Origin of the sequence: Sphingorhabdus sp. YGSMI21, assembly GCF_002776575.1 — a bacterium.
Classification (GTDB): Bacteria; Pseudomonadota; Alphaproteobacteria; order Sphingomonadales; family Sphingomonadaceae; genus Parasphingorhabdus.
Genome location: NZ_CP022548.1, coordinates 2,404,859 through 2,426,867, shown reverse-complemented (window position 1 = coordinate 2,426,867; position 22,009 = coordinate 2,404,859). Strand labels below are relative to the sequence as shown.

Annotated in this window: 23 protein-coding genes; 7 read left to right on the top strand and 16 right to left on the bottom strand. The window is 59.8% G+C overall.

All coding sequences use genetic code 11. The annotated features are described in order from the left end of the window. Window positions 1-19 precede the first annotated feature (19 nt). Complete coding sequence (gene infA, locus CHN51_RS11765) at window positions 20-238, bottom strand: translation initiation factor IF-1 (protein ID WP_066742521.1); 219 nt, start codon at window positions 236-238, stop codon at window positions 20-22. A 219-nt stretch (window positions 239-457) separates the two neighbouring features. Here infA and CHN51_RS11760 point away from each other — a divergent pair, with 219 nt between their 5' ends. After that, window positions 458-2,983 (top strand): TonB-dependent receptor plug domain-containing protein, encoded by a 2,526-nt coding sequence (locus CHN51_RS11760; RefSeq protein WP_100094179.1) that lies wholly within the window; start codon window positions 458-460, stop codon window positions 2,981-2,983. Between the two features lie 99 nt (window positions 2,984-3,082). Here CHN51_RS11760 and CHN51_RS11755 read toward each other — a convergent pair whose 3' ends face one another. The 11 genes from CHN51_RS11755 to hisG form a co-directional block, all read right to left on the bottom strand. Next, window positions 3,083-3,394 carry a putative quinol monooxygenase gene (locus CHN51_RS11755; protein WP_100094178.1) on the bottom strand — a complete coding sequence of 104 codons (312 nt, stop codon included), beginning with the start codon at window positions 3,392-3,394 and terminating at the stop codon, window positions 3,083-3,085. Continuing rightward, window positions 3,391-3,891, bottom strand: coding sequence for a hypothetical protein (locus tag CHN51_RS11750; RefSeq protein WP_100094177.1), 501 nt, complete (start codon window positions 3,889-3,891; stop codon window positions 3,391-3,393). Before CHN51_RS11750 ends, CHN51_RS11755 begins: the two co-directional genes overlap by 4 nt. A 295-nt stretch (window positions 3,892-4,186) precedes the next feature. Continuing rightward, window positions 4,187-5,059, bottom strand: coding sequence for a cupin-like domain-containing protein (locus CHN51_RS11745; protein ID WP_240616712.1), 873 nt, complete (start codon window positions 5,057-5,059; stop codon window positions 4,187-4,189). Continuing rightward, window positions 5,056-6,249 carry a GNAT family N-acetyltransferase gene (locus CHN51_RS11740; protein WP_164089140.1) on the bottom strand — a complete coding sequence of 398 codons (1,194 nt, stop codon included), beginning with the start codon at window positions 6,247-6,249 and terminating at the stop codon, window positions 5,056-5,058. The genes CHN51_RS11745 and CHN51_RS11740 overlap by 4 nt, the downstream gene beginning before the upstream one ends. Before the next feature lie 201 nt (window positions 6,250-6,450). Then, complete coding sequence (locus CHN51_RS11735; RefSeq protein WP_100094175.1) at window positions 6,451-8,577, bottom strand: sodium-translocating pyrophosphatase; 2,127 nt, start codon at window positions 8,575-8,577, stop codon at window positions 6,451-6,453. A gap of 157 nt (window positions 8,578-8,734) precedes the next feature. Continuing rightward, entirely contained in the window at window positions 8,735-9,670 is a 936-nt protein-coding gene (gene thiL, locus CHN51_RS11730; RefSeq protein ID WP_100094174.1) for a thiamine-phosphate kinase, read from the bottom strand. Next, window positions 9,667-10,590, bottom strand: a complete 924-nt coding sequence (locus CHN51_RS11725; RefSeq protein WP_100094173.1) for an alpha/beta hydrolase — start codon at window positions 10,588-10,590, stop codon at window positions 9,667-9,669. The genes thiL and CHN51_RS11725 overlap by 4 nt, the downstream gene beginning before the upstream one ends. A gap of 32 nt (window positions 10,591-10,622) precedes the next feature. Next, entirely contained in the window at window positions 10,623-11,069 is a 447-nt protein-coding gene (nusB, locus tag CHN51_RS11720) for a transcription antitermination factor NusB (protein WP_100094172.1), read from the bottom strand. Further along, window positions 11,066-11,590: a DUF1993 domain-containing protein gene (locus CHN51_RS11715; RefSeq protein ID WP_100094171.1), complete on the bottom strand. Its 525-nt coding sequence runs from the start codon at window positions 11,588-11,590 to the stop codon at window positions 11,066-11,068. The genes nusB and CHN51_RS11715 overlap by 4 nt, the downstream gene beginning before the upstream one ends. Beyond that, window positions 11,571-12,908, bottom strand: coding sequence for a histidinol dehydrogenase (hisD, locus tag CHN51_RS11710; protein WP_100094170.1), 1,338 nt, complete (start codon window positions 12,906-12,908; stop codon window positions 11,571-11,573). The genes CHN51_RS11715 and hisD overlap by 20 nt, the downstream gene beginning before the upstream one ends. Before the next feature lie 138 nt (window positions 12,909-13,046). Continuing rightward, entirely contained in the window at window positions 13,047-13,697 is a 651-nt protein-coding gene (gene hisG, locus CHN51_RS11705; protein WP_067200951.1) for an ATP phosphoribosyltransferase, read from the bottom strand. A 45-nt stretch (window positions 13,698-13,742) separates the two neighbouring features. On the opposite strand from hisG, the gene CHN51_RS11700 reads away from it, so the two are divergent. Beyond that, window positions 13,743-14,798: a DUF2332 domain-containing protein gene (locus CHN51_RS11700; RefSeq protein ID WP_240616711.1), complete on the top strand. Its 1,056-nt coding sequence runs from the start codon at window positions 13,743-13,745 to the stop codon at window positions 14,796-14,798. Between the two features lie 175 nt (window positions 14,799-14,973). On the opposite strand, the gene CHN51_RS11695 is transcribed toward CHN51_RS11700, so the two are convergent. From CHN51_RS11695 to CHN51_RS11685, 3 genes are all read right to left on the bottom strand, one after another. After that, window positions 14,974-15,867, bottom strand: a complete 894-nt coding sequence (locus CHN51_RS11695; RefSeq protein ID WP_100094168.1) for a pirin family protein — start codon at window positions 15,865-15,867, stop codon at window positions 14,974-14,976. Then, a complete protein-coding gene (locus CHN51_RS11690) occupies window positions 15,864-16,229 on the bottom strand; it encodes a cupin domain-containing protein (RefSeq protein WP_206169893.1) in 366 nt (121 codons plus the stop codon). Before CHN51_RS11690 ends, CHN51_RS11695 begins: the two co-directional genes overlap by 4 nt. A 196-nt stretch (window positions 16,230-16,425) precedes the next feature. After that, window positions 16,426-16,701, bottom strand: coding sequence for a BolA family protein (locus CHN51_RS11685; protein ID WP_100094167.1), 276 nt, complete (start codon window positions 16,699-16,701; stop codon window positions 16,426-16,428). A 115-nt stretch (window positions 16,702-16,816) separates the two neighbouring features. Here CHN51_RS11685 and CHN51_RS11680 point away from each other — a divergent pair, with 115 nt between their 5' ends. From CHN51_RS11680 to CHN51_RS11665, 4 genes are all read left to right on the top strand, one after another. Next, window positions 16,817-17,425: a DnaJ domain-containing protein gene (locus tag CHN51_RS11680; protein ID WP_240616710.1), complete on the top strand. Its 609-nt coding sequence runs from the start codon at window positions 16,817-16,819 to the stop codon at window positions 17,423-17,425. 54 nt (window positions 17,426-17,479) lie between these two features. Next, complete coding sequence (gene cobS / locus CHN51_RS11675) at window positions 17,480-18,469, top strand: cobaltochelatase subunit CobS (RefSeq protein ID WP_100095605.1); 990 nt, start codon at window positions 17,480-17,482, stop codon at window positions 18,467-18,469. Between the two features lie 137 nt (window positions 18,470-18,606). Next, window positions 18,607-18,849, top strand: a complete 243-nt coding sequence (locus CHN51_RS11670) for an AbrB/MazE/SpoVT family DNA-binding domain-containing protein (protein ID WP_100095604.1) — start codon at window positions 18,607-18,609, stop codon at window positions 18,847-18,849. After that, on the top strand, window positions 18,846-19,244 hold the full coding sequence (locus CHN51_RS11665) for a type II toxin-antitoxin system death-on-curing family toxin (protein ID WP_100094165.1): 399 nt from the start codon (window positions 18,846-18,848) through the stop codon (window positions 19,242-19,244). Before CHN51_RS11670 ends, CHN51_RS11665 begins: the two co-directional genes overlap by 4 nt. A 94-nt stretch (window positions 19,245-19,338) precedes the next feature. Here CHN51_RS11665 and CHN51_RS11660 read toward each other — a convergent pair whose 3' ends face one another. Then, complete coding sequence (locus CHN51_RS11660; protein WP_100094164.1) at window positions 19,339-19,737, bottom strand: hypothetical protein; 399 nt, start codon at window positions 19,735-19,737, stop codon at window positions 19,339-19,341. A 99-nt stretch (window positions 19,738-19,836) separates the two neighbouring features. On the opposite strand from CHN51_RS11660, the gene CHN51_RS11655 reads away from it, so the two are divergent. Continuing rightward, a complete protein-coding gene (locus CHN51_RS11655; protein ID WP_100094163.1) occupies window positions 19,837-21,948 on the top strand; it encodes a transglycosylase domain-containing protein in 2,112 nt (703 codons plus the stop codon). The last annotated feature ends 61 nt before the right edge of the window (window positions 21,949-22,009 follow it).

The following is a 22,009-nucleotide window of genomic DNA, read 5'->3' as shown; positions in this document are numbered from 1 at the left end:
GATGACGAGCCATGGCTCGTCACTTGAAACGATAGGTGATACGCCCCTTGGTCAGGTCATAAGGGGTGAGCTCGACGAGCACTTCGTCGCCGACCAGCACACGAATACGATTCTTGCGCATCTTGCCGGCGGTGTGGCCCAAGATTTCGTGGCCGTTTTCCAGCTCGACCCGGAACATGGCGTTGGGGAGCAGTTCGCGAACCATTCCCTTCATTTCTAGCAGTTCTTCTTTTGCCATATGGCGGTACATTTTCCCTGATATTGCGGCAGATCCGCGTGTTGCAGTGCGCCATAACGGCAAATGTGCAAAAAGGGAAGGATTAGCTGCATCAACCGGCAGGATAATGATTGTCGCACCGGGGCTGTTTCTCTTGCGACAATTTAATACAAAGAAATTATACCATTAGCGCCAGACCCATGGCACTTCGGACATATTCTTTCCCCCTATGTAAGAGCTATGAACAACAAAATGATCTCCTCCCCCAAATCCCTCCTCGCCGCCTCTCCCCTTGTTCTCGCCGGCCTGTTGATGCCCGCCGGTGCCAGCGCACAGATCACCGACACGGATTCCTCTTATGCCGATGAAGAAATTGTCGTCACCGCAGAACTGCCGCGCGGCGCGGTGATTACCGAGATACCGCCGGTGGTCGAACTGAGCGAAGCGGATATCGCCAGCTATGGCGTATCCTCGGTGCAGGACCTGCTCGAGGCGATTTCCTCGCAGACAACCTCCAGCCGGGGCCGCGGCAGCGGGCGCCCGGTGGTGCTGATCAACGGCCAGCGCACATCCGGCTTCCGCGAGATCCGCGATCTGCCGCCCGAGGCGATCCGCACCGTCCAGGTCTTCCCCGAGGAACTGGCCCTGCAATATGGCTATCGCCCCGACCAGCGGGTGATCAATTTCGTGCTCAAGGACAATTATACCGGGCTCAGCGCCTCGGCAGAATATGGCGTTCCCACCCAGGGCGGACAGGGACGGTCTGAAGTCGAAACCACGATTACCCGCATCGGCAAGAACAGCCGGCTCAACGTGAATGTGGAATGGCAGAACAATACGGCGATTACCGAGAGCGAGCGGGATATCGTCCAGGATGCGGCCGGCGAACTGGTCAATCTCGGTGACTATCGCACTCTGGCCGCCCCCTCCGACAATGTGGAACTCAACGCCAATTACAGCCGGTCGTTCGACAATGGCATGTCGCTGTCGCTGAACGGCGGCTATGTCTATGACAAGTCCCGCGGCCTGCAGGGTCTGCCGGGCGGAACGCTGGACGTGGCAGGCGATACTCTGTTCCGCTATTTCACCGAATATGGTCCGCTACGCCGGGTGCAGGAAACCAATACCGCGCAGGCCGGGCTGACCCTGAACGGCATGCTCAGCGACTGGCGCTGGTCGCTGACCAGCGATTACACCCGCACGCAGGTCGACACCGACACCGACCGGTCCGGTGACACCAGCGCGCTGCAGGCGGCGATTGACGCCGGCACGGTCGATCCGCTGGCGGTCAGCTTCGGCCCCTTGCTGGGCGCGCCCGTCACCGACCGTGCGAAAGTTGTCGACCAGACGATCAACAATCTCGCCACGCTTTCGGGCACCCTGCTGGTCCTGCCATCCGGCGCGGTGACCACTACTGTGCGTGCGGGCTATAATCGCGAAGATCTGGACAGCCGCGAGACCAGCGGCGCCATTCTCACGACCACCAATCTCAGCCGGGACGAAATCAGCGCCGGGATCAATATCGACATACCGCTGGCCGACGAGAATATCGATGTTGTGGAGGCGATCGGCAAATTGTCGGTCAACGGCAATTTCGGCTATTCCGACCTGTCGGATTTCGGCGGACTGGTCGAATTCGGTTTCGGGGTGAATTGGGAACCGCTGGACGGGCTGGTCTTTTCCGCCTCGGCGATCGGCGAGGATGCCGCGCCGACAATTGCCCAGCTCGGCAATCCGCTGATCATCACCCCTAATGTCAATATATTCGACTTTACCAATGGCGAAACCGTGCTGGCCTCGATCACCACCGGCGGCAATCTGGCGCTGCCGGCGGAGAAACAGCGGGATATCAAGCTGGCCGTCAACTATCGCCCCGAATGGCTCGACGGATTCACCTTCCTCGGCGAATATTTCCGCAACAACAGCGACAATGTCGCCTCCAGCTTCCCGCTGCTGACGCCGGAAATCGAGGCGGCCTTCCCCGACCGCGTCACCCGCGACACCAATGGCCGCCTGATCGCGATTGACCAGCGGCCGGTCACCTATGCCAATGTCTACAGCGAGCGCATCCGCTACGGCATCGACTTTTCCAAACGCTTCGGCCAGGAAAGCGGCGGCGGGCGCGGACGACCCGAGCGCGCCGCACCGCCACCGCAGCCGTCCGGAGAAGGCGCAGCAGAAGGCAGGCCCGAAGGCGGACCGCCACCAGAGGGCGGTGCGAACACAGAACGTCAGAACGCCCGGTCGGGCGGCGGACCTGGCGGCCGTGCAGGTGGAAGGCCAAGCGGCGGACGCTGGCAGCTCTCCGCCTTTCACACCATCCGTCTGGAGGACAGGATCAAGATCCGCGACGGCGTCGAGGAACTGGACCTGCTGAACGGTTCCGCCACCGGTTCGACCGGCGGCAGCCCGCGGCACGAATTCGAGATCAATGGCGGCTGGTTCAACAATGGCATCGGCTTCCGCCTCAGCGGCGAGCACCAGACCGCGACCCGCGTTAACGGTGGGCTGACGGGTTCTGATCTGCGCTTTTCCGATCTGACCACGTTTAATCTGCGGATGTTCATCAACCTCGACGATCGCGGCAATCTGACCGAGAATATCCCCTTCCTGAAAGGCAGCCGCATCGCTTTCAAGGTCGACAATATCTTCAACGATATCCAGACCGTCCGCGACGACAGCGGCCTGATCCCGCTCAGCTATCAGCAGGGCTATCTCGATCCGGTCGGGCGCTATGTCGAGATCGATTTCCGCAAGCGGTTTTAGTGTGGCGTCACCCCAGCGAAGGCTGGGGCCTAAACCAAGAGTGGGTATCCCAGGACCTGTGGTATGGGTCCCAGCCTTCGCTGGGGCGACAATGTGGGACTAACCCAGCTCCGCCATCGACACCGGATCGGCCCGGTATATCTGTATCTCCGGTCGTTCCCCGACCAGCGCGGTCAGGCGCTTCACGAACTCGCGCGATTCCGGAAGGGCGAAATGCGCGGCGACGGCGGCTTCGTCCTGCCACTGTTCATGAAAGAACAGGCGCGACGGGTCTTCGCAATCGGCGTGGATATGGTGCGAGATACAGCCCGGTTCGGCGCGGGACCGGGCGCTATGCTCGCTGCACAGCGCGATAATCTCGTCCGGGCTGGCGGCGAAGGCGGTGGAGAGGCTGGCGGTGATGATGATCATAGGTTCAGCGTCGCCCGCGTGGTGCTTTTCGACATGAAATAGGCCAGCACCGCCGCGATAACCGCGACGATCACCGCGAAGGCCATCGGGGTGAAGCGCAGTTCCGGCCCCGCACCCTGCAGGACCATCACGATCAGAAAGGCGGGGATCAATGTCATCGCCAGATGCTTGAACGCCAGAACAAATGGCGCAAAACCGACCCGCGTGTCGGCGGCCAGCCCGGGCGTGATCTTGCCCGATTTCCGCTGCGCCACCGTGATTGGATAGACAATCAGCGTCAGCAGAAGGCTCATCAGCACGGCGATAGCAATCAGGGTCCCACCCAGATTGGGCGCGGAATCGCCAAAGGGCAAAGTAGCGGGCACATAAGCCAGGTCACGGGTCAGCCAGTAATTGATCCCGCCCGCCAGCACGATATTGACCACCGCGTCGGCGCGGGCCTGTTTCTCGATAAAGGCATCCATGGTGGTTGGTGCTGCGGTTACAACGGTGGCCATATTCTCTCTCCCTGTTTTTTGGGGAGAGAGTGACGGTGGTGGGGGGAATGTCAAGGGTGGGTTGGTTTTTGGGGCGATGGGAGAGGAGAATTCTTGCACCTGCCAGCAACGCTCCCAGAAGTTCAAATCAACCGGATTTTTGAGACGAATTTCGTGCGAGCCTTGGCTGTCTTAAGCCCCTCCTTTTCAAAGGAGAGGTTGGGGTGGTTTCGTGCCGCCTGCCGCTACGCGAGCGATGCAAGGGCATCGTCACCACCCCAACCCCTCCTCTAAAGAGGATGGGCTATGACTGCTCCTATTGCCCGGATATCTTCCGCAAAACCCGCCAGGCCAGCGCCTTCACCCTGCTCCGCGCCGGAAAGCGTCCCGGCGCCTTGGGCGTGATCCCACGCTTCCGCAGCCAGCCGTTAAAAGCCCGTGCGTCTGCTTCTTCAAAACTCCAGTCGCTGCGCCAGGTGATCGACAGGGAGATGCTCGGTTCGGGCCCGTTCTGCACAAAATGCGGGGCCATGACGGGGACGAAAATCGCCTTGCCCGGCGTCAGATGGTGGCGCGTGCCTTCGGCTGCGAATTCATCCCGCCAGACCAGATTGCGGTGGCCGCCCGTGTGATAGCCCTCGTGGATTTCGTCAGCGGCAAAGCGGGCGTCGCCGGCGGGGAAAGTGGTCATCCATTTTTCGCCGCGCAGCTGCAGCAGGATATTATGTTCCGGATCGAAATGATAAGGCGTCACCGCGCCGGGCGAGGACACGAAGATGAAGCCCTGGGGTTTCAGCATCTGGCCGGTCTTGGCCTCCAGTATCGGCCGGATCTCCGCCAGCAGCGATAGCAGCAATTCTTCATATTCCGGCATCTGCTCGATATTCTTGAGTACCGCCCAGCTCGCGGACTGGTCGATCATCCGGATCGTATCGCCGATGGTGAGACCATTGTCGGGCACATCTTCCGGCCTGATCCCGACCGGCAGATCGCCGGCGTTATATTCGACGCTGGCTTCCGGCAGCGCCGTTCCCAGCTGTGCCAGCGCATCGAGCGTCAGCAGTTCGTGCGACAGCATCGCATGGTCGAGCAGATGCGCCTGCTCCGGGTAGCAGGCGTCAAATTGCCGCCGCGTATCTTCGCCGAAAACCTGGTGCCGGAAGCTGTCCTTGTGGGATATCTGGTTCATGACTGTCCCTCTGCCGGATCGAAAATTCTGCGCTTTCTGACCTTGCCCATCAGCCTTTCGCCCAGCCGGACGCCGCGGAACAGGGCACGGTTTTGCAGGCCGTGCAATTCGATCGAGAAGCGACCGATGTGGCGGCGGTCGGACCATAGATGGTCGATCATCGGATGGTCCTGCGCGGCGCAACTGTCGATCCATTCCAGCCGCCGCAAGTCGAGGAATTTCAGATTTTCTATCTGCAGCAGGACCCCGGGAGAATAACGGGAATAATCCTCGTCAAATGCGGTCTTGAAACCGAAGGCGCCGGGCGCGGAGAGAAAATTGACCAGCATCGCCAGCGGTTTGCCGTCGAGCCGGAGGTCACGGCGTTCCAGCTGACCGGATGCGGCAGCAGCGGTGACCGATTGCCGGAAAAATGCGCTGGTGTCCGGTGAGCAATCGAGCGCCGAGCCGCTTTTGCCTTTCCAGCCCGCTTTTTCCAGAGCGAGAAATTCGTCGATCCACTGGTCCAGATCCCGGTCGTCGAGCAGATGGCCGTAGCTTATATCGCCTTTTTCACCCAGTCTGTTGCCCAGCCGTCGCCATTCCTTGCGCTTTTTCCCGCGCAAGGTCGCGCGCTGATAGGCATCGGCACTGAGGTCGCTCTGCAGCAGCGCTCGTGCCTCGCTGTGCACAAGATCGCAACGCCGCTTCTGTCCGTCGCAGACCATGCGCAAGGCCTGATCCAGCGGACCGTTTATGGTCATGCCGTTGATGTGGAGAAATCCCGGCCATTCGCTGCTGTCGAGCGCGGAGAGCAGATTTTCCCAGAAGACCTGTTCAAAGCCGATGCAGACCAAAGGCGTGCCGAGAAAACAATTGTGATGCATCCAGTTCTGGACATGCGGCACCGGCCAGCGACCATAATGACCGACCGGCCCAAGCGGCAGCAGGCCGAGCAGTTGCGACTGACCGGCCTCTCCCGACCAGAGCAGGAACAGCCGGATATCATCCTGATGGTCCAGATGGTCCAGATGGTCCAGCGCCGAACGCAGAAACCATTGTTCATAGAAAATATTCGGTTCGCTCACCTGTCTGGCAAGATCGCTCCATGCGGCGATCAGACCGGAATCCAGATCGGATACGGCGCGGAATTCTGTCTGGCATTGCGGTGTCGACAGGCCGGCGCGGGACCGGTCAGCCCGGATAGCCACCCCTCCCATTTTCTGAAGTCCGCTCAAATCCATCAATATCGCCCCACCAGCATCATTTCGATTTCGCCACTCTGGCTAGCGGAAAAGGGGTAAAATCTTATTAACGCTGTCGGCATCGAAAAGGGCGGGTTCCGGCCACGCAAAACCCCGCCGGAATCGCTTCCGGCGGGGTCCTTTTTTCAGCCCAATATGGCCAGCCTCCTAGTGGATACCGCCCTGCGCCGCATAGAGCGCTGCGAGCAGCAGCAATGCGACGATATTGGTGATCTTGATCATCGGATTGACGGCCGGACCCGCGGTATCCTTGTAAGGATCGCCCACGGTATCGCCGGTCACCGCAGCATGATGGGCATCGGAGCCCTTGCCGCCGTGATTGCCGTCCTCGATATATTTCTTGGCATTGTCCCAGGCACCGCCACCCGCTGTCATCGACAGGGCAACGAACAGGCCGGAGACGATCACGCCAAGCAACAATGCGCCGAGAGCGGCAAAGCCGTTCGCCTGACCTGCAACCGCAGTGATCACGAAATAGACCACGATTGGCGCGAGAACCGGTAGCAAGGACGGCAGGATCATTTCCTTGATCGCCGCCTTGGTCACCAGATCGACGGTTCGCGCATAGTTGGGACGCGAGGTACCCGCCATGATGCCGGGATCGCTGGCAAATTGCTCACGAACATCCTTGACAACGTCGCCAGCAGCGCGACCAACGGCGGTCATGCCCATCGAACCGAACAGATAGGGCAGCAAGGCACCCAGCAACAGACCAACGATCACATAGGGATTTTCTAGGCTGAAACTGACTTCAAGGTTCGGGAAGAATTCCTTGAGGTCGGCTGTGTAAGCCGAGAAAAGCACCAGAGCCGCAAGACCGGCAGAACCAATGGCATAGCCCTTGGTTACAGCCTTGGTGGTGTTGCCCACCGCGTCGAGCGCATCGGTCTTGTTGCGGACGCTCTCGTCGAGCCCCGCCATTTCGGCGATACCGCCTGCGTTATCGGTAACCGGACCATAAGCATCGAGCGCCACGACCATGCCGGCGAGCGCCAGCATCGAGGTTGCGGCAAAGGCGATGCCGATGAGGCCGGCCAGTTGATAGGCAATCACGATGCCGACCACGATGACCAAAGTCGGCAGGGCCGTTGCTTCCATCGAAATCGCCAGTCCCTGGATCACGTTCGTGCCGTGGCCGGTTTCCGACGATTTGGCGATCGACCGCACCGGACGATAGTCTGTACCGGTATAATATTCGGTGATCCAGATGATCAGGCCGGTAACCGCCAGACCAACCATCATCGACCAGAACAGGGCCATGCCGGTGAAACCACCGGAACCATCAAGTGCGACACCGATTGGCGTATCCATGTCACCCAGCGTGCGCATGGTGACGTAATAGATCGCCGGGATCGACAATAGCGCTGTGGTAATGAAACCTTTGTACAGCGCGCCCATGATGTTCGTGCCGCTACCCAGTCGCACCATATAGGTGCCGATGATCGAGGTCAGGATGCAGACACCACCGACGATCAGAGGCAAAGACATAACGTCATAGAGCATCGCGCTGCCGACGAGATCGCCAAACAGCAGCGCCAGAAGCACCATCGTCGCACCCACGGTCACAACATAGGTCTCGAACAGATCGGCGGCCATGCCGGCGCAGTCACCGACATTGTCGCCGACATTATCCGCAATCGTTGCAGGGTTGCGTGGGTCATCCTCGGGGATGCCCGCTTCAACCTTGCCGACCAGATCGGCGCCGACGTCCGCAGCCTTGGTGAAGATACCGCCGCCCAAACGCGCGAAGATCGAAATCAGCGAAGCGCCGAAGGCCAGAGCAACCAGAGCGTCAATAACCGTCCGGTCATTGGCCGCCATGCCCATCTGGGTGGTCAGCACGTAGAAGAAGATCGAGATTGCCAGCAGTGCAAGTCCAGCCACCAGCATGCCCGTCACCGCACCGGCGCGAAACGCGACGGTGAGCCCGGTCTGCAGGCTTTCGCTGGCACCCTGTGCCGTGCGGACATTGGCGCGAACCGAAATGTTCATGCCGATATAGCCCGCGACGCCCGAAAGAATGGCACCTAGCAAAAAGCCGACGGTCGAAATCGGACCGAGGAAGATGAAGACCAGAACCGCGACGACGATGCCGACGAGACCGATCGCGCGATATTGGCGGTTCAGATAGGCTTGTGCGCCTTCCTGGATAGCACCGGCAATGGATTGCATTTTTTCGTTGCCTGCCGGTGCATTGAGCACCTGGCGGCTGGTGATAAAGCCGTATAATATGGCTATGAAACCACATAAAATTGAAATGGTGACTACAGTCATTACTGAGCATCCCCCCCTATTTTTTTCACGAGCGCCCCATTGATCAGGGTGCTTTCGCGACAGGTATAGTGCGGGAATCGCAAAGGGTGCAAGCCCTGATTTAACGGCCTGATTGTATGGCATTTCACGCTATCGAAAGTGATAGAATCCGCCCGGATCAGGCGTGCACAAATCCCAGTTGCTCTGGCAATTCCAGCCGCTCGCCATGGCTGTGCAGCGCGACACCTGATCCCGGCCGGCATATGCCGACACAGGTTAGTGGAACCGACAGGACGGTTTCCGGGCTCGCGGTCAGCAGCAGCTGGTAATCGTCGCCACCGGTGGCCGCCTTGAGACGTGCTGCGCTGTCTTCGCCAACGAGCGTGCGGAACGGTTCGGAGAGCGGCAGTTCTGCCAGATCGATTTCAATTTTCAGGCCGCTTGCTTCGGCGATCCGCGATGCGTCGAGCAACAGTCCGTCGGACACATCCATCATGCTGCTGACCAGATTGGACAAAATCCGCCCCTCTTCCAGCCGCGGCGTCGGTCGCCGGTGCGCTTGCAACAGCGCCGCGCTGCCGTCGGCATCCGGCGATTCCAGCGCCCCCGATGCGATCTGCAGCCCGGCCCAGGCATCGCCGATATTTCCGGTGACATAGACGGCATGGCCCGGCCTGGCATTGCTGCGCGAGGGTACGATATGGCCCTTTGCCTCGCCAATCGCGGTCAGCCCGAAGGTGCGCGGCGCATTGTCGCCCATCGCCACGGTGTCGCCGCCGAGCAGCGGCACGGAAAATCGGTCGATTGCCTGCTTCAGTCCGTCGACAAAGGCGGTATCCCACGCGTCGCCGCCGGTCCGGCCATAGCCGAGCAACAGGCCGAGCGGCTTTGCGCCCTTGGCCGCGAGATCGGAGAGATTCACCGCAACCAGCTTCCACGCGACATCGGCGGGATCGGCGTCGCGAAGAAAATGCACGCCTTCAACCATCATGTCATGGGTCATGACCAGCTTGTGCCGGCCGAAGGGCATCATCGCGACATCGTCGGCCAGCCCGCGGGCTGCCGGGTGGGTGGTAATGGCCTTCAACCGGTCAATAAATTGTAATTCGTTCAAGAGAGAGCGTGCTCCAGTGCCATTCTGATGGAAGCGTTGGCGCGCTTGCTGACCGCTGCCTGAGGGGCAAATCCGTTGAATCCGTGCGGCGCGCCGGGGTAGATAGCAAGCTCAACCGGAACAGCCGATGAACGAAGGCGATTTGCATAATCAATATCTTCGTCGAGAAACAGATCGAGGTCGCCGCACATGATATAGGCGGGCGGCAAGCCGGCGAGATCCGTTGCCCGCGCCGCCGCAGCATAAGGGCTGGCACCGCCTTCCTCGGCGTAGAGCGACCAGGCATGCAGCGAGGTTTCCCGCGTCCAGGTCGATGGCGGAATATCCATATGACCGGAGTCCGTATCATGCTGGTCATCCAGCATCGGGTAGATCAGCAACTGGAACGCGATGTCCGGTCCACCCCGGTCGCGGTTCATCAGTGCCGCGCTCGCCGCGAGCCCGCCGCCGGCACTCGGTCCGGCCAGAACGATCTTGCGCGGGTTGCGGTTTGTCGCGACCCGCTCGATCACTGCGCAGACGTCCCGGGCCGCGGCCGGCGCGCGATGTTCCGGCGCCATCCGGTAGTCGACCGAGATCACTGGGGCGAGAGAGGAATAGCCTTGCGCCGACAGATCATCGGCGCTGCCCATCACATAGCCGCCGCCGTGCAGCCAGATGATCGGGCAGTCCGGATAGAGAAGATCCCGCGCGCGATATTCGATCACCGCGACATCGGGATCGCCTTCCAGGCCCGGCATGTGATATTCATCTTTCTGGCCCTCATATTCAGGCAGATCAGCCGCGATCTGGGCAAACAGAGCGTCGAGGCCCGCACGAGCGGCGGCCACATCGCTCTTCAATATCTCGAAAAGATAGGGCCCGTCCGCCTCGATCATGTCGCGGAAGGCCGGGTCCAGCCGGTCTAGAAAGTAGGACATATTCTCCCCCGTGGCAGCCGGGGGGATCTAGGTCAGCCCCGAACCTGCTTCGCGATGCTATCCAGAAGCCCGTTCACAAAACCGGCGTCCTTTTTGTTGAAGAAGGCATGGGCCACGTCCAGATATTCGTCAATTACCGTTGCGATCGGTACGTCTTCCTGTGCGACCAGTTCAAATGTGCCGCAGCGCAGGATCTGGACCATCGTCTTGTCGAGACGCCCGAGCGTCCAGCCAGCGGCCAGTTTCGAGGCGACCAGCTGGTCGATTTCTTCCATCCGCGACGTTACGCCGATAACAAGATCGTCAAAAAAATCGCGTTCGGCCGGATGATATTGATCATCCTCGATTTCCTTGCCGAGCCGGTGGTCGTGAAATTCCTTGAGCAGCTTGGGTACCGGCGTCTTTTCCATCTGATGCTGGAACAGCGCCTGGACCGCAGCGAGCCGGGCAGCAGATCGCGATGTCGATTTTGCGGTCATGCTCTTTTCATCCGCGGCATGCCGAGAAAGTCACCCTTGCCAATCTTGAAACCGCGCTGGCGCAGCACGTCATAGGCGGTTGTGGCGTGAAAATAGAAATTCGGCTGGGCGAAGCTCAGCAGGAAATTTTCGGCGGTGAAAGGCATCACCGTTTCGTTGAAGCGGAATTCCATATGCTGGCCGATGAAGCCTTCCATCTCGGCCTCGCTGATCGCTTCCAGCCCCGCCTTGGCTTCGTCGAGCTTCTCGTACAGGCCCGCCCAGTCTTCGGGTGGCGGGGCGAGGCTCGGTGTGAACACGCCTTCCCGTACCGCTTCGATCGCGCCCAGTGAATGTTCGCGGCAGCATTTCACCTGATAGGAAAAGGGAAGCATATCCTCGATCAACCGCGCGCCGATAAGCTCTGCCGGCGCCGTGCCCTGCTCCTCGCAATGGGCCTTGGCCTTGTCGACCAGCTTGCGGACCGCGGCGATGATCTGCAGCTGACTCGGGATTACGGCATCATATAGGGAAATGGTCATGGGCTTTTCTTTCTCTTGAATGTCGGCGCGGATCAAGCCGCTTCTGTACGCTGGCGGCATGGGCTGGCAAGCCCTCTGCCTCGGCCAGCGCGACCGCCGCGGGGCCGATATTGCGCAAAGCCTGTTCATCGCAGTGGATGAAGCTGGTGCGTTTCATGAAGTCGGTCACCGACAGACCGGACGAGAAACGCGCCCGGCGGCCTGTTGGCAAGACATGATTGGGGCCGGCAACATAGTCACCGACGGCTTCGGGTGTGTGGCGTCCGAGGAACACCGAACCGGCGTGGCGGATCTTTTTAAACATGGCATCCGGCTCATCGATCGCCAGCTCCAGATGTTCGGCAGCCAGCCGGTCGACCAGCGGCACTGCCTGCTCCAGCCGGTCGAGGACGATGATAGCGCCATTGTCGTTCCAGCTGGTCGTCGCGGTTCCGGATGTTGCGAGGACGCCCAGTTGTTCGACTATCTTCTCAGAAACTTGATCAGCGAACTTCTCATCATCTGTGAACAATATCGACTGGCTGGTCGGATCATGTTCGGCCTGGCTGAGCAGGTCGGCAGCGATCCAGTCGGGATCATTCTTGCCATCGGCCACCACGACAATCTCCGAGGGACCGGCAACCATATCGATACCGACGACACCGAACACCTGCCGCTTGGCTTCTGCGACCCAGGCATTGCCGGGACCGGTTATGACATCGACAGATTTGATCTTTTCCGTACCATAAGCGAGCGCTGCCACCGCCTGAGCGCCACCAATGCGCCAGATTTCGTCAACGCCGGCCAGTTCTGCCGCCGCCAGCACCAGCGGATTGATATAGCCGCCGGGCGCAGGGGTCACCATGATGATATGCTCGACACCGGCAACCTTGGCCGGAATCGCGTTCATCAATACCGAAGAGGGATAGGCCGCACGGCCACCGGGAATATAGATACCCGCCCGCTCGACCGCGCCCCAGCGCGCGCCGATGCGCACGCCAGCATCGTCCATATAATCCCTGTTTTCAGGGAGTTGGCCGTCATGATAATCACGAATTCTTAAGGCCGCCAGCTCCAGCGCCACGCGCAAAGATGCTTCCAAACCTTCCAATGCCGCTTCGGATTCGGCCTTGTCCACCCGCCAGCCGGTCTGCTCCAGATCATGTTGGTCAAACTTGCTGGTCAGCCGCGCAACAGCGTCATCGCCGTGATCCCGAACATCCTGAATAATAGCCCGAACATCCGCCGAAACATCAGCATCCGCCTCGCGCCGCGCATTGACCAGCGCGTCGAAGTCTGCATCGAAGCCAGTATCCGAAATCGAAAGTCTAAGAGCCATCTTAGCCCCTCCTTTTCAAAGGAGGGGTTGGGGTGGTTCCGTGCCGCTTGTCGCTGAAGCGAGCGATGCTAACGCATCGCCACCACCCCTTGATCCCCGCCTCCGAAGAGAAGGAATAAGATATTGTAACCGGCCCCATCAGACCTGTCCCGCCAGTTCGCGGAATTTCTGGACCAGCGGCGTCAGCTCCGCGCTGCGCATCTTGAAGGCCGCGCGGTTGACGACCAGCCGCCCGGAAATATCCAATATCCGGTCGGTTTCGACCAGATTGTTCGCTTTAAGCGTGCTGCCGGATTCGACCAGATCGACGATATGCCGCGACAGACCGAGCGAAGGCGCCAGTTCCATCGCGCCGTTGAGCTTCACGCATTCGGCCTGGATGCCCTTGCCCTCGAAATAGCGGCTGGTGAGATTGGGATATTTGGTCGCGACCCGGAGATGCGAGATATTGCCCAGTTGCTCCGCATCGTCCTTCGGCTGCGCCACCGACAGGCGGCAGCGTCCGATTCCCAGATCGACCGGGGCGTAAAGTTCGCTATAGCCGAATTCCTCGATCACATCGGAACCGACGATGCCGATCTGCGCCGCGCCATGGGCGACAAAGGTAGCAACATCAAAGGCCCGCACGCGGATGATCGACATATGCGGCAGATTCGTCGCGAATTGCAGACTGCGGTTGGACTTGTCAAAAAAGGCGTCTTCTGGCACAATTCCCGCCTGCTCCAGGAGCGGCAAGGCATCGTCGAGAATCCTCCCTTTCGGAATTGCAAAGATTAGTGGTTTGGCCATGATGGCCGCGGCTTTACGGCTTCGCAGATGAAAGGGCAACGAGTTATGGACATTTTGGACCTCGAAGATATCGCACAGGGAATGCGCGGCCAGGCGGAACATTGCCGGCGCAACGATGCACCGGTCACCGCCTCAATCATCATCGCCCAGTTGCCGCTGATGGACGGCCCGACAGCCTGCGGGCAAAAGATCGCGCAGTGGCCGGGAAAACCGCTGGAAGACGCAATGCCGCTGCGCCTCACCGGCGGCCTGCATCATCTCTATCTCAGCGGCAAGGAACCGCGACTGGCAGATATTTACGAGCGCCGGATCACCGATCAAGACGCCATCGACCGCCTCGTCGAACAGGTTGTCGCCGACCATGATGCCGATCTCCTGCCCTGGTTCGACAATCCGCCACAGACCAATGAATCCGGCCGCTCGGCCAGTTTCATGGCCGGATTGCTCTGGCTGTCCGGACGTGTCGGCCCGCGATTCGAACTGCTCGAACTGGGTGCCAGCGCCGGGGTGAATACGATGATGGGCCGCTATCATTATGATCTCAACGGCGTTCAGGTCGGGCCGGAGGATTCGCCGATGCGGATCAGGCCTGAATGGCGCGGCCCGCCGCCCCCGCAGGCCCCGGTCGAGATTGTCAGCGCCCGCGGCTGCGACCAGAATCCGATCGATCTCACCGACGATGAAACCGCCGCCCGGCTCAAAGGCTATATCTGGCCGGAAATGCCCGCCCGCTTCGAGCGGATGGAGGCCTCCATCGCGCTGGCCAAACAGGATCCGCCCGATGTTGCCAGGGCCGATGCTGCGGACTGGACCGAACAGCAGCTGACCCAGCCCCAGCAAAGCGGCGTCACCCGGGTGCTGATGCATTCGATCGTCTGGCAATATCTGCCGCAGGTCACCAAGGACCGGATCACGATCGCGATGAAAAAAGCTGGAGAATCGGCAACTCCGGACAAACCGCTGGCGTGGATGTCACTGGAGACCAACCGCAAGACCTTCAGCCACGAACTGATCATCCGCTACTGGCCAGGCGGCGAGGAACCGGCGCTGCTGGGCCGGGCGCACGCCCATGGCGCGTGGGTCGAGTGGTTTGAGGAATAACGGGAAAGCGTAAACTGCCCTCTCCCATAGGGAGAGGCAAGTGTAGCTTGTCAGCTTGCTGACTAGCGAAACTCGGTGAGGGGTTCGACTGTCGAGAAGGCGAAACCCCTCACTGACTGCGCCTAAGGCAATAAATTGCCAAGGCTTGTTGCCTCTCCCTATGGGAGAGGGCTTCTCAATTCGTAACCGTATTCGGCTTGCCCTCGGGCAGCGGAATAAATTCGTCCGGATCACCCGGAACGAGCGGAAAGCGCCCTTCAAACCAGTCGGCCTTGGCCTGCTCGATCCGCTCCTTGCTCGACGAGACAAAATTCCACCAGACATGCCGTTCCGTATCAAAAGCCTCGCCACCAAGCAGCATCGCCCGCCCGCCTGAGAGGGACGAAAGCGAGACGTTCGCTCCCGGCGCAATCACATAGAGCATATATTTCTCCAGCGGTACGCCATCCAGCGCGCCGTCGCCATCGACCAGCATCACCGCCCGTTCGTCGGCCTCCGCATCAATCGGGATCGCGCCTCCGGCGTAGAGCAGAATATCGGCATAAATCGTCTCGGCGTGACAGGTGGTCGGCGCCGTCTGCCCCCAAAGGCTCCCCATGATGACCCGCGCCTTGGCGCCACCATCCTCGACCAGCGGCAAATCATCCACGCCGACATTCTCGAACGCCGGATCGATCTCTTCCTTGCCATCGGGGAGTGCCAGCCAGGTCTGCATGCCGAACATTGGTTTCTTCTCGTCCTGCGTTTCCACCGGCGAGCGCTCCGAATGGACAATCCCCCTGCCCGCGGTCATCAGATTGACTTCGCCCGGCCGGATTGTCTGATGCGTGCCCAGACTGTCGCGATGATCGATTGCGCCTTCAAACAAATAGGTTACCGTTGCCAGATTGATATGCGGATGCGGACGGACGCCCATGCCCGGTCCTTCCGGCAATACCGCCGGACCGAATTCATCGACAAAGATAAACGGCCCCACCATCCGGCGGTGCCTAGACGGTAAGACCCGGCGGACCTGAAACTCGCCAAGATCATGGGTCGTTGGCATGATTGTTTGTGCAATGATGGTCATAGCCGCTCCAGATCGTCGACGGTTCTCTCTGTTATCACATTGCCGGTGTTGAGAATAGATTTCGGCTCGAGCAGCAGCACATGGCATTCTCCACCCAACGCTTCCGGAGAATGTTCGACGCCCTTGGGGATGATGATAAGCTCCCCTTCCCCGACATCAATATCGCCAGTGCGCAAACCCATGCGCATAGTGCCCTTGACCACCAGAAACAGTTCGTCTTCCTCGTCATGATGATGCCAGTCAAACTTCCCCTCGAATTTGGCGAGTTTCACCTGCGCGTCGTTGATATCGCCCGCGATTTTCGGGGACCAGTGGTCGGAGAAGCTGGCAAAGGCGTCGGCCAGATTGACTTTGCGGATCATGTTCGACCTCTCCCCTATCACTGCAATGTTCTTACCTTCTCCCGTGAGGGAGAAGGATACGAAGCCTTATCCGAAGGATTAGGCGCAGTTGGATGAGGGTGTACAAAATTCGAGATGGTACACCCTCATCCAGTTACGACTAGGCAGCCAGCTGCCAAGTCTCCACATCCTTCTCCCTCACGGGAGAAGGCTCCATTCACTCCCCCGGCGCCCTCGCCTTGATCACCATCGCGTGGACCTTGTCGCGCATCATGTCGCCCAGCGCCTTGTTCACCCTCCGCTGGCGGTTGAGCCGGGACTGGCCGGCAAAGGCCGCGCATTCGATATCGACGGAAAAATGCGATTCGCCGCTGCCGTCATCACCGGCATGGCCTTGATGGCTGGCACTGTCGTTCGTTACTACGAGCGATATCGGCGCGAGTTCGGCGGTGAGCCTTTTTTCTATCTCGCTGTGGACTGGACCTTTGGGCATCGAATCTCCATATTGCTTTTTCACTCACCATATTAGCCGTTTGCACCGCCCTTGTCGAAGCGCGTTTGCGGCTTTCAGACCGTCCCGCGAACAGCGCGGGACCAACGGAGCAATATTGACTGTTTCCCCCAAGAGAAAAGCCAACCGCTTTCACGGACGCGTGGAAACCGAAGGCCAGACCTGCGCGATTGACGGCTGCGAGGAAAGCGGCGAATTTCGCGCGCCCCCCATCTATGGCCGTGGCCGCAGCTACGATGGGCCCGGTGAATATCGCTGGCTCTGCCTCGACCATGTCCGCGAGTTCAACCAGGGCTATGACTATTTCGCCGGCATGGATTCCGAGGAGATTTTCGAAGCCCAGCATCCGGTCCGGGGATGGGATTCGTCCCGCCGAATCTACGACGGCGGCGCGGGCGCGCAACCGGCATGGGCCGATTTCACCGATCCGCTCGATGCGATCGGCGCGCGCTTTGCCAGCCTCAAGACGGCCGCCAACAGTCAGGGCCGACCGTTTTCCAAAGCGGACCAGAATGCCCTCAAGACGCTAGGGCTTGGCGACAGTGAAGCAAAATCCATTGTCCGCAGCGATATCCGCCGCGCCTATTCCGCGCTGGTCCGCAAATATCATCCCGACCGCAACGGCGGCGACCGCAGCCACGAGAAACAGTTGGCAAAAGTGATCGAGGCCTATACGCAGCTTAAGGAATCACCAGATTTTAGATAGTGGCTCGCCCCTTGTGCATTTCCTAGGGCGGCAGAGATTTTTCGAAGGACTATGATGACCGAGATACCCGATATCAACCCCGACGCCAGCGACGAAACCATTTTGGATGCACCCGACATTACCGTCGATGCGCGCGAAGTTTTCGGTGTCGATGTGGATATGCAAATCCCTGCGTTCAGCTTGAAGGACGAAAGGGTTCCCGACCTCGATCCATCCTATGTTTTCGATCCGGAAACCACGATCGCGATCCTCGCCGGCTTTGCGTTCAACCGCCGGGTCATGGTGCAGGGCTATCACGGCACCGGGAAATCGACCCATATCGAACAGGTTGCAGCGCGCCTCAACTGGCCCTGTATCCGGATCAACCTCGACGCGCATATCAGCCGGATCGACCTGGTCGGACGTGACGCGATTGTCCTGAAGGACGGCCAGCAGGTCACCGAATTCCGTGAAGGTCTGCTGCCATGGGCGCTGCAGACGCCGACCGCCTTGGTGTTCGACGAATATGACGCCGGTCGCCCCGACGTGATGTTCGTGATCCAGCGGATCCTGGAAGCCGAAGGCAAACTGACCCTGCTCGACCAGAACCGGGTGATCCGCCCCAATCCCTATTTCCGCCTGTTCGCCACCGCCAACACGGTCGGCCTCGGCGACACCAGTGGCCTGTATCACGGCACCCAGCAGATCAACCAGGGCCAGATGGACCGCTGGAATATCGTCGTGACGCTGAACTATCTGCCGGCCGAGACTGAATCGAAGGTCATCCTGTCGAAGGTGCCCGAAGCCGGCGACAAGACGGTGGAAAATATGATCAAGGTTGCCGACCTGACCCGCCAGGGCTTTATCAACGGTGACATTTCCACGGTGATGAGCCCGCGGACCGTAATCAGCTGGGCGCAGAATGCCGCGATCTTCAAGAATATCGGCTTCGCCTTCCGCCTCTCCTTCCTCAACAAATGCGACGAAGCGGAACGGATGCTGGTAGCGGAATATTATCAGCGGGTATTCGGCGAAGATCTGCCGGAAAGCGTGATGGGGAGTTAGACTTACGGCCAGGCATTCCTGATTGCGTATCCACTATTTTGGCTGAGAACTAACTCACCCGGTGCTGCCAAGCTACCGGCTATTGGATGCCGATTGCGTTCATTCCGTGTTTTCGTTATAACGCCTGTATGAACAAGATGACCTCACTTCCCGCTGGCCATGCGCTCAAACTGGTCAAAATCGGCAACTCCACCGGCGTAATCCTGCCCAAGGATTTGCTCGAGAAGCTTCGCGTTTCTCAGGGCGACACCGTCTTTTTGAGCGAGTCACCTGATGGTGTCAGGCTGACCGCGATCAACCCGGACTTCCAGAAGAAAATGGCTGCCGCCGAAGGTGTGATGCGCGAAGATCGCGATATCCTTCGTGTCTTGGCAAAATGACCGGCGACCGAATTGAGCCAATCTGGCTCGGTGCCGACATTGCCCTTGCCATTCACGATCGACAGCTTGCCGAACATGGCGGCCCATCGGGTGTTCGTGATCAAGGCCTGCTCGAGTCCGCTCTCGCAAAGCCGGTCAACAAATGGGGTTACGGCGAAAATGATTTGTGCGCCTTGGCGGCGGCTTATGCATTTGGCGTTGCACGCAACCACCCTTTTACCGATGGCAACAAGCGCACCACCTGGGTGCTGGCGCGAACATTTCTGGTGTTGAATAACTGCCAGCTTCTTTTTGACCGGGAGGAAGCGATCGCGACGGTCCAGTCCCTCGCAGCGGGCGAACTCACCGAAGAACAATTGGCCAAATGGTTCCGTGACCATATCGCGGATGACTAACGTTCATCGGTTCGCGCAAAGCGAATGATTTTATCCGAACGCCAACAACATATCCTTGTCTCAGCATAGTGATTGACGGGGAGCCAATCAGATTTCAGTCTTGGTCGGCTCTGGGATCCTCGGCCCGATCCGAAAATTCGGTCATCACAGCCAATGCCGCCCACACGGTGAGCGTCGGTAACACGCGCTCGGGGAAATCGATGACAGCGCCGCTGCTATCGCTTTCAGCATACCAGGCTGCCAGCAACACGCCCGTCAGCATGACGCTGTTCCAGATTCTTCTATGGGTATAGGTCACAAGCAGGATGCTGCTCACTATCGCCGAGATAATGACCAGCAATATAACATAGTCATCCATCGGGATTTCGGCAATATTGCCCAGGCTGACACCGATGATCGCACCGAAGAATATGTTCAGCGCGTTGATCGTCGCTTCATATTCGCGCTGGGTCAGTCTAAACGGATTCCCGATTTTCAACAATTTGCCCACCATGATAATTTCCCGAAAGTGCCCCGTTGACTAGCAAATCATTGATGCTTTCCAAACTTCTTTCTCGCCAAAGGCGTATTATTATGGCAACACAGTAGTCACATGCTTGAGCATAGCCCTGATTCTTCCGTAAAACGTCGCTGGTTTTGGCCCTTTCGCAGCAGGCCGAAAACCGAAACCCCATTTTACGAACCCTATGGCGATGCCATCCCGCCGCGCATTGACGAGCCGGTTGCGCCGCTCAAAAAGCCGCGCGGCAAATGGTGGTGGTTCAGCCGTGCTGTGGCCGCCGGGCTTTTGCTGTTCATCCTGTTGATCGCCTATCTCGCGATCACCGCGCCTCTGTCCAAATCGCTGCAACCGATTGCGCCACCACAGATCACGCTGCTGACATCGGACGGACAGCCGTTCGCCCGCAATGGGGCGGTGGTCGATGACCCGGTCGAGGTGGCGAAACTGCCCGACCATGTGCGCGAAGCCTTCATGGCGATCGAGGATCGGCGTTTCTATTCGCACTGGGGCGTCGATCCGCGCGGACTGGCCCGCGCGCTGTGGAGTAATATCTCGGGCAGCGGCATGACCCAGGGCGGCAGCACGATCACCCAGCAGCTTGCCAAGACGACCTTCCTGACGCCGGAACGCAGCCTGACCCGCAAGGCGCGGGAAATGCTGATCGCTTTCTGGTTGGAAGCCTGGCTGACCAAGGACGAGATACTCGAACGCTATCTGTCCAACGTCTATTTCGGCGACAATGTCTATGGATTGCGCGCCGCATCGCTCCATTATTATTATCGCCAGCCGGAAAATCTCAAGCTGGAGCAGGCGATCATGCTCGCCGGTCTGGTGCAGGCCCCTTCCCGCCTCGCCCCAACGCGCAACCCCGATCTGGCCGCCAAGCGGGCCAATCTGGTCAAATCCGCGATGGTCGCCGCCGGCTATCTGAGCCAGCAAGAAGCCGACCGGCTGGGCATCGCGAGACTGGATGTCCGCGCAAAAAACACCCTGCCCACCGGCACCTATTTTGCCGACTGGGCGATGCCGCAGGCCCGCGCCCTGACCGACCTGAGCTACGAGCGACTGGCCTTGACCACGACGCTTGATGCCAGAATGCAGGAAATCGCCCGCCGCGCGATCGCCCGCGCTCCGCTGGGACAGGCGCAGGTCGCTCTGGTCGCGATGCGGCCGGACGGGGAAGTCGTGGCGATGATCGGCGGCAAGGATTATGCAAAATCCGCCTTCAACCGCGTCACCCAGGCCCAGCGCCAGCCGGGCTCCACCTTCAAGCTGTTCGTCTGGCTGGCGGCGCTGCGGTCGGGCATGAGCCCCGACGACATGGTCGATGACAGCCCAATCACCAAAGGCGGCTATCTGCCCAAGAATGCCGGCGAAAAATATCGCGGCTCGCTGAGCTTGAAAGACGCTTTCGCCAAGTCGAGCAATGTCGCCGCGGTCCGTCTGTTCGGTCAGATCGGGGACAAGGCGGTGATCCGCGAGGCCCGCAATCTGGGGGTCAAGTCGCCGCTGGCAGAGGATGATCCCAGTCTCGCGCTCGGCACATCAACGATGAACCTGATGGAGCTGACTGCAGCCTATGCCGGGGTTGCCGGCAACCGCTGGCCGGTCGTCCCCTATGCCTTCAAGAAGGACGAGCAGAGCTGGACCGAGTGGCTGTTTGACTGGCCCGGCCGCTATAATGCCAGCACCCACGCCGATATGGAGACATTGCTGCGCGCTGCGGTCAACGAGGGTACCGGCCGCCGCGCCATGCTGACCATTCCCAATTATGGCAAGACCGGCACCAGCCAGAATAATCGCGACGCGCTCTTTGTCGGCTATGCCGGGGATGGCGAGGACCGGCTGGTGGTCGGCGTGTGGATCGGCAATGACGATAACACCCCGCTGAAGGGTGTCAGCGGCGGCAGCCTCCCCGCGCGTATCTGGAAGGATTTCATGCAGCAGGCCGTGCAGTCCAAAAAACCCGCCGGCAGCACCAAACCGCAGAACAAGCCGGATCCCGAAGGGCCGGTCACGCCGCTCGACCTGCCGGAGATCCCCGAAATACCGGTAGAAATCGGCGATACGGAGGTGCGGATAAACGGCGACAGTGGTGTCCGCGTGGGCACGGAAATAGGTGGTGTGCCGGTGGATTTGCGGATTGATGGCGAGGGTGTGGCGATCGAACGGCGCCAGGCGGAAACCCCGCCGGGACAATAAACCCGCGCGGGGGATCCCGCCTAACAAAAAAGCAGGAAATTAGGTCTATGATTCCCCCCGC

What these genes read in the sequence shown, in the direction of transcription:
- cobS (WP_100095605.1), top strand. Translation starts at nt 17,480, where the DNA reads ATGACCGAGATACCCGATATCAACCCCGACGCCAGCGACGAAACCATT.
- nusB (WP_100094172.1), bottom strand. Translation starts at nt 11,069, where the DNA reads ATGACCGCAAAATCGACATCGCGATCTGCTGCCCGGCTCGCTGCGGTC.
- CHN51_RS11695 (WP_100094168.1), bottom strand. Translation starts at nt 15,867, where the DNA reads ATGACCATCATTGCACAAACAATCATGCCAACGACCCATGATCTTGGC.
- CHN51_RS11660 (WP_100094164.1), bottom strand. Translation starts at nt 19,737, where the DNA reads ATGGTGGGCAAATTGTTGAAAATCGGGAATCCGTTTAGACTGACCCAG.
- CHN51_RS11750 (WP_100094177.1), bottom strand. Translation starts at nt 3,891, where the DNA reads ATGGCCACCGTTGTAACCGCAGCACCAACCACCATGGATGCCTTTATC.
- CHN51_RS11670 (WP_100095604.1), top strand. Translation starts at nt 18,607, where the DNA reads ATGACCTCACTTCCCGCTGGCCATGCGCTCAAACTGGTCAAAATCGGC.
- CHN51_RS11655 (WP_100094163.1), top strand. Translation starts at nt 19,837, where the DNA reads ATGCTTGAGCATAGCCCTGATTCTTCCGTAAAACGTCGCTGGTTTTGG.
- hisD (WP_100094170.1), bottom strand. Translation starts at nt 12,908, where the DNA reads ATGGCTCTTAGACTTTCGATTTCGGATACTGGCTTCGATGCAGACTTC.
- CHN51_RS11745 (WP_240616712.1), bottom strand. Translation starts at nt 5,059, where the DNA reads ATGAACCAGATATCCCACAAGGACAGCTTCCGGCACCAGGTTTTCGGC.
- CHN51_RS11700 (WP_240616711.1), top strand. Translation starts at nt 13,743, where the DNA reads ATGGACATTTTGGACCTCGAAGATATCGCACAGGGAATGCGCGGCCAG.
- CHN51_RS11735 (WP_100094175.1), bottom strand. Translation starts at nt 8,577, where the DNA reads ATGACTGTAGTCACCATTTCAATTTTATGTGGTTTCATAGCCATATTA.
- CHN51_RS11685 (WP_100094167.1), bottom strand. Translation starts at nt 16,701, where the DNA reads ATGCCCAAAGGTCCAGTCCACAGCGAGATAGAAAAAAGGCTCACCGCC.
- CHN51_RS11760 (WP_100094179.1), top strand. Translation starts at nt 458, where the DNA reads ATGAACAACAAAATGATCTCCTCCCCCAAATCCCTCCTCGCCGCCTCT.
- CHN51_RS11755 (WP_100094178.1), bottom strand. Translation starts at nt 3,394, where the DNA reads ATGATCATCATCACCGCCAGCCTCTCCACCGCCTTCGCCGCCAGCCCG.
- hisG (WP_067200951.1), bottom strand. Translation starts at nt 13,697, where the DNA reads ATGGCCAAACCACTAATCTTTGCAATTCCGAAAGGGAGGATTCTCGAC.
- infA (WP_066742521.1), bottom strand. Translation starts at nt 238, where the DNA reads ATGGCAAAAGAAGAACTGCTAGAAATGAAGGGAATGGTTCGCGAACTG.
- CHN51_RS11665 (WP_100094165.1), top strand. Translation starts at nt 18,846, where the DNA reads ATGACCGGCGACCGAATTGAGCCAATCTGGCTCGGTGCCGACATTGCC.
- CHN51_RS11725 (WP_100094173.1), bottom strand. Translation starts at nt 10,590, where the DNA reads ATGTCCTACTTTCTAGACCGGCTGGACCCGGCCTTCCGCGACATGATC.
- CHN51_RS11690 (WP_206169893.1), bottom strand. Translation starts at nt 16,229, where the DNA reads ATGATCCGCAAAGTCAATCTGGCCGACGCCTTTGCCAGCTTCTCCGAC.
- CHN51_RS11715 (WP_100094171.1), bottom strand. Translation starts at nt 11,590, where the DNA reads ATGACCATTTCCCTATATGATGCCGTAATCCCGAGTCAGCTGCAGATC.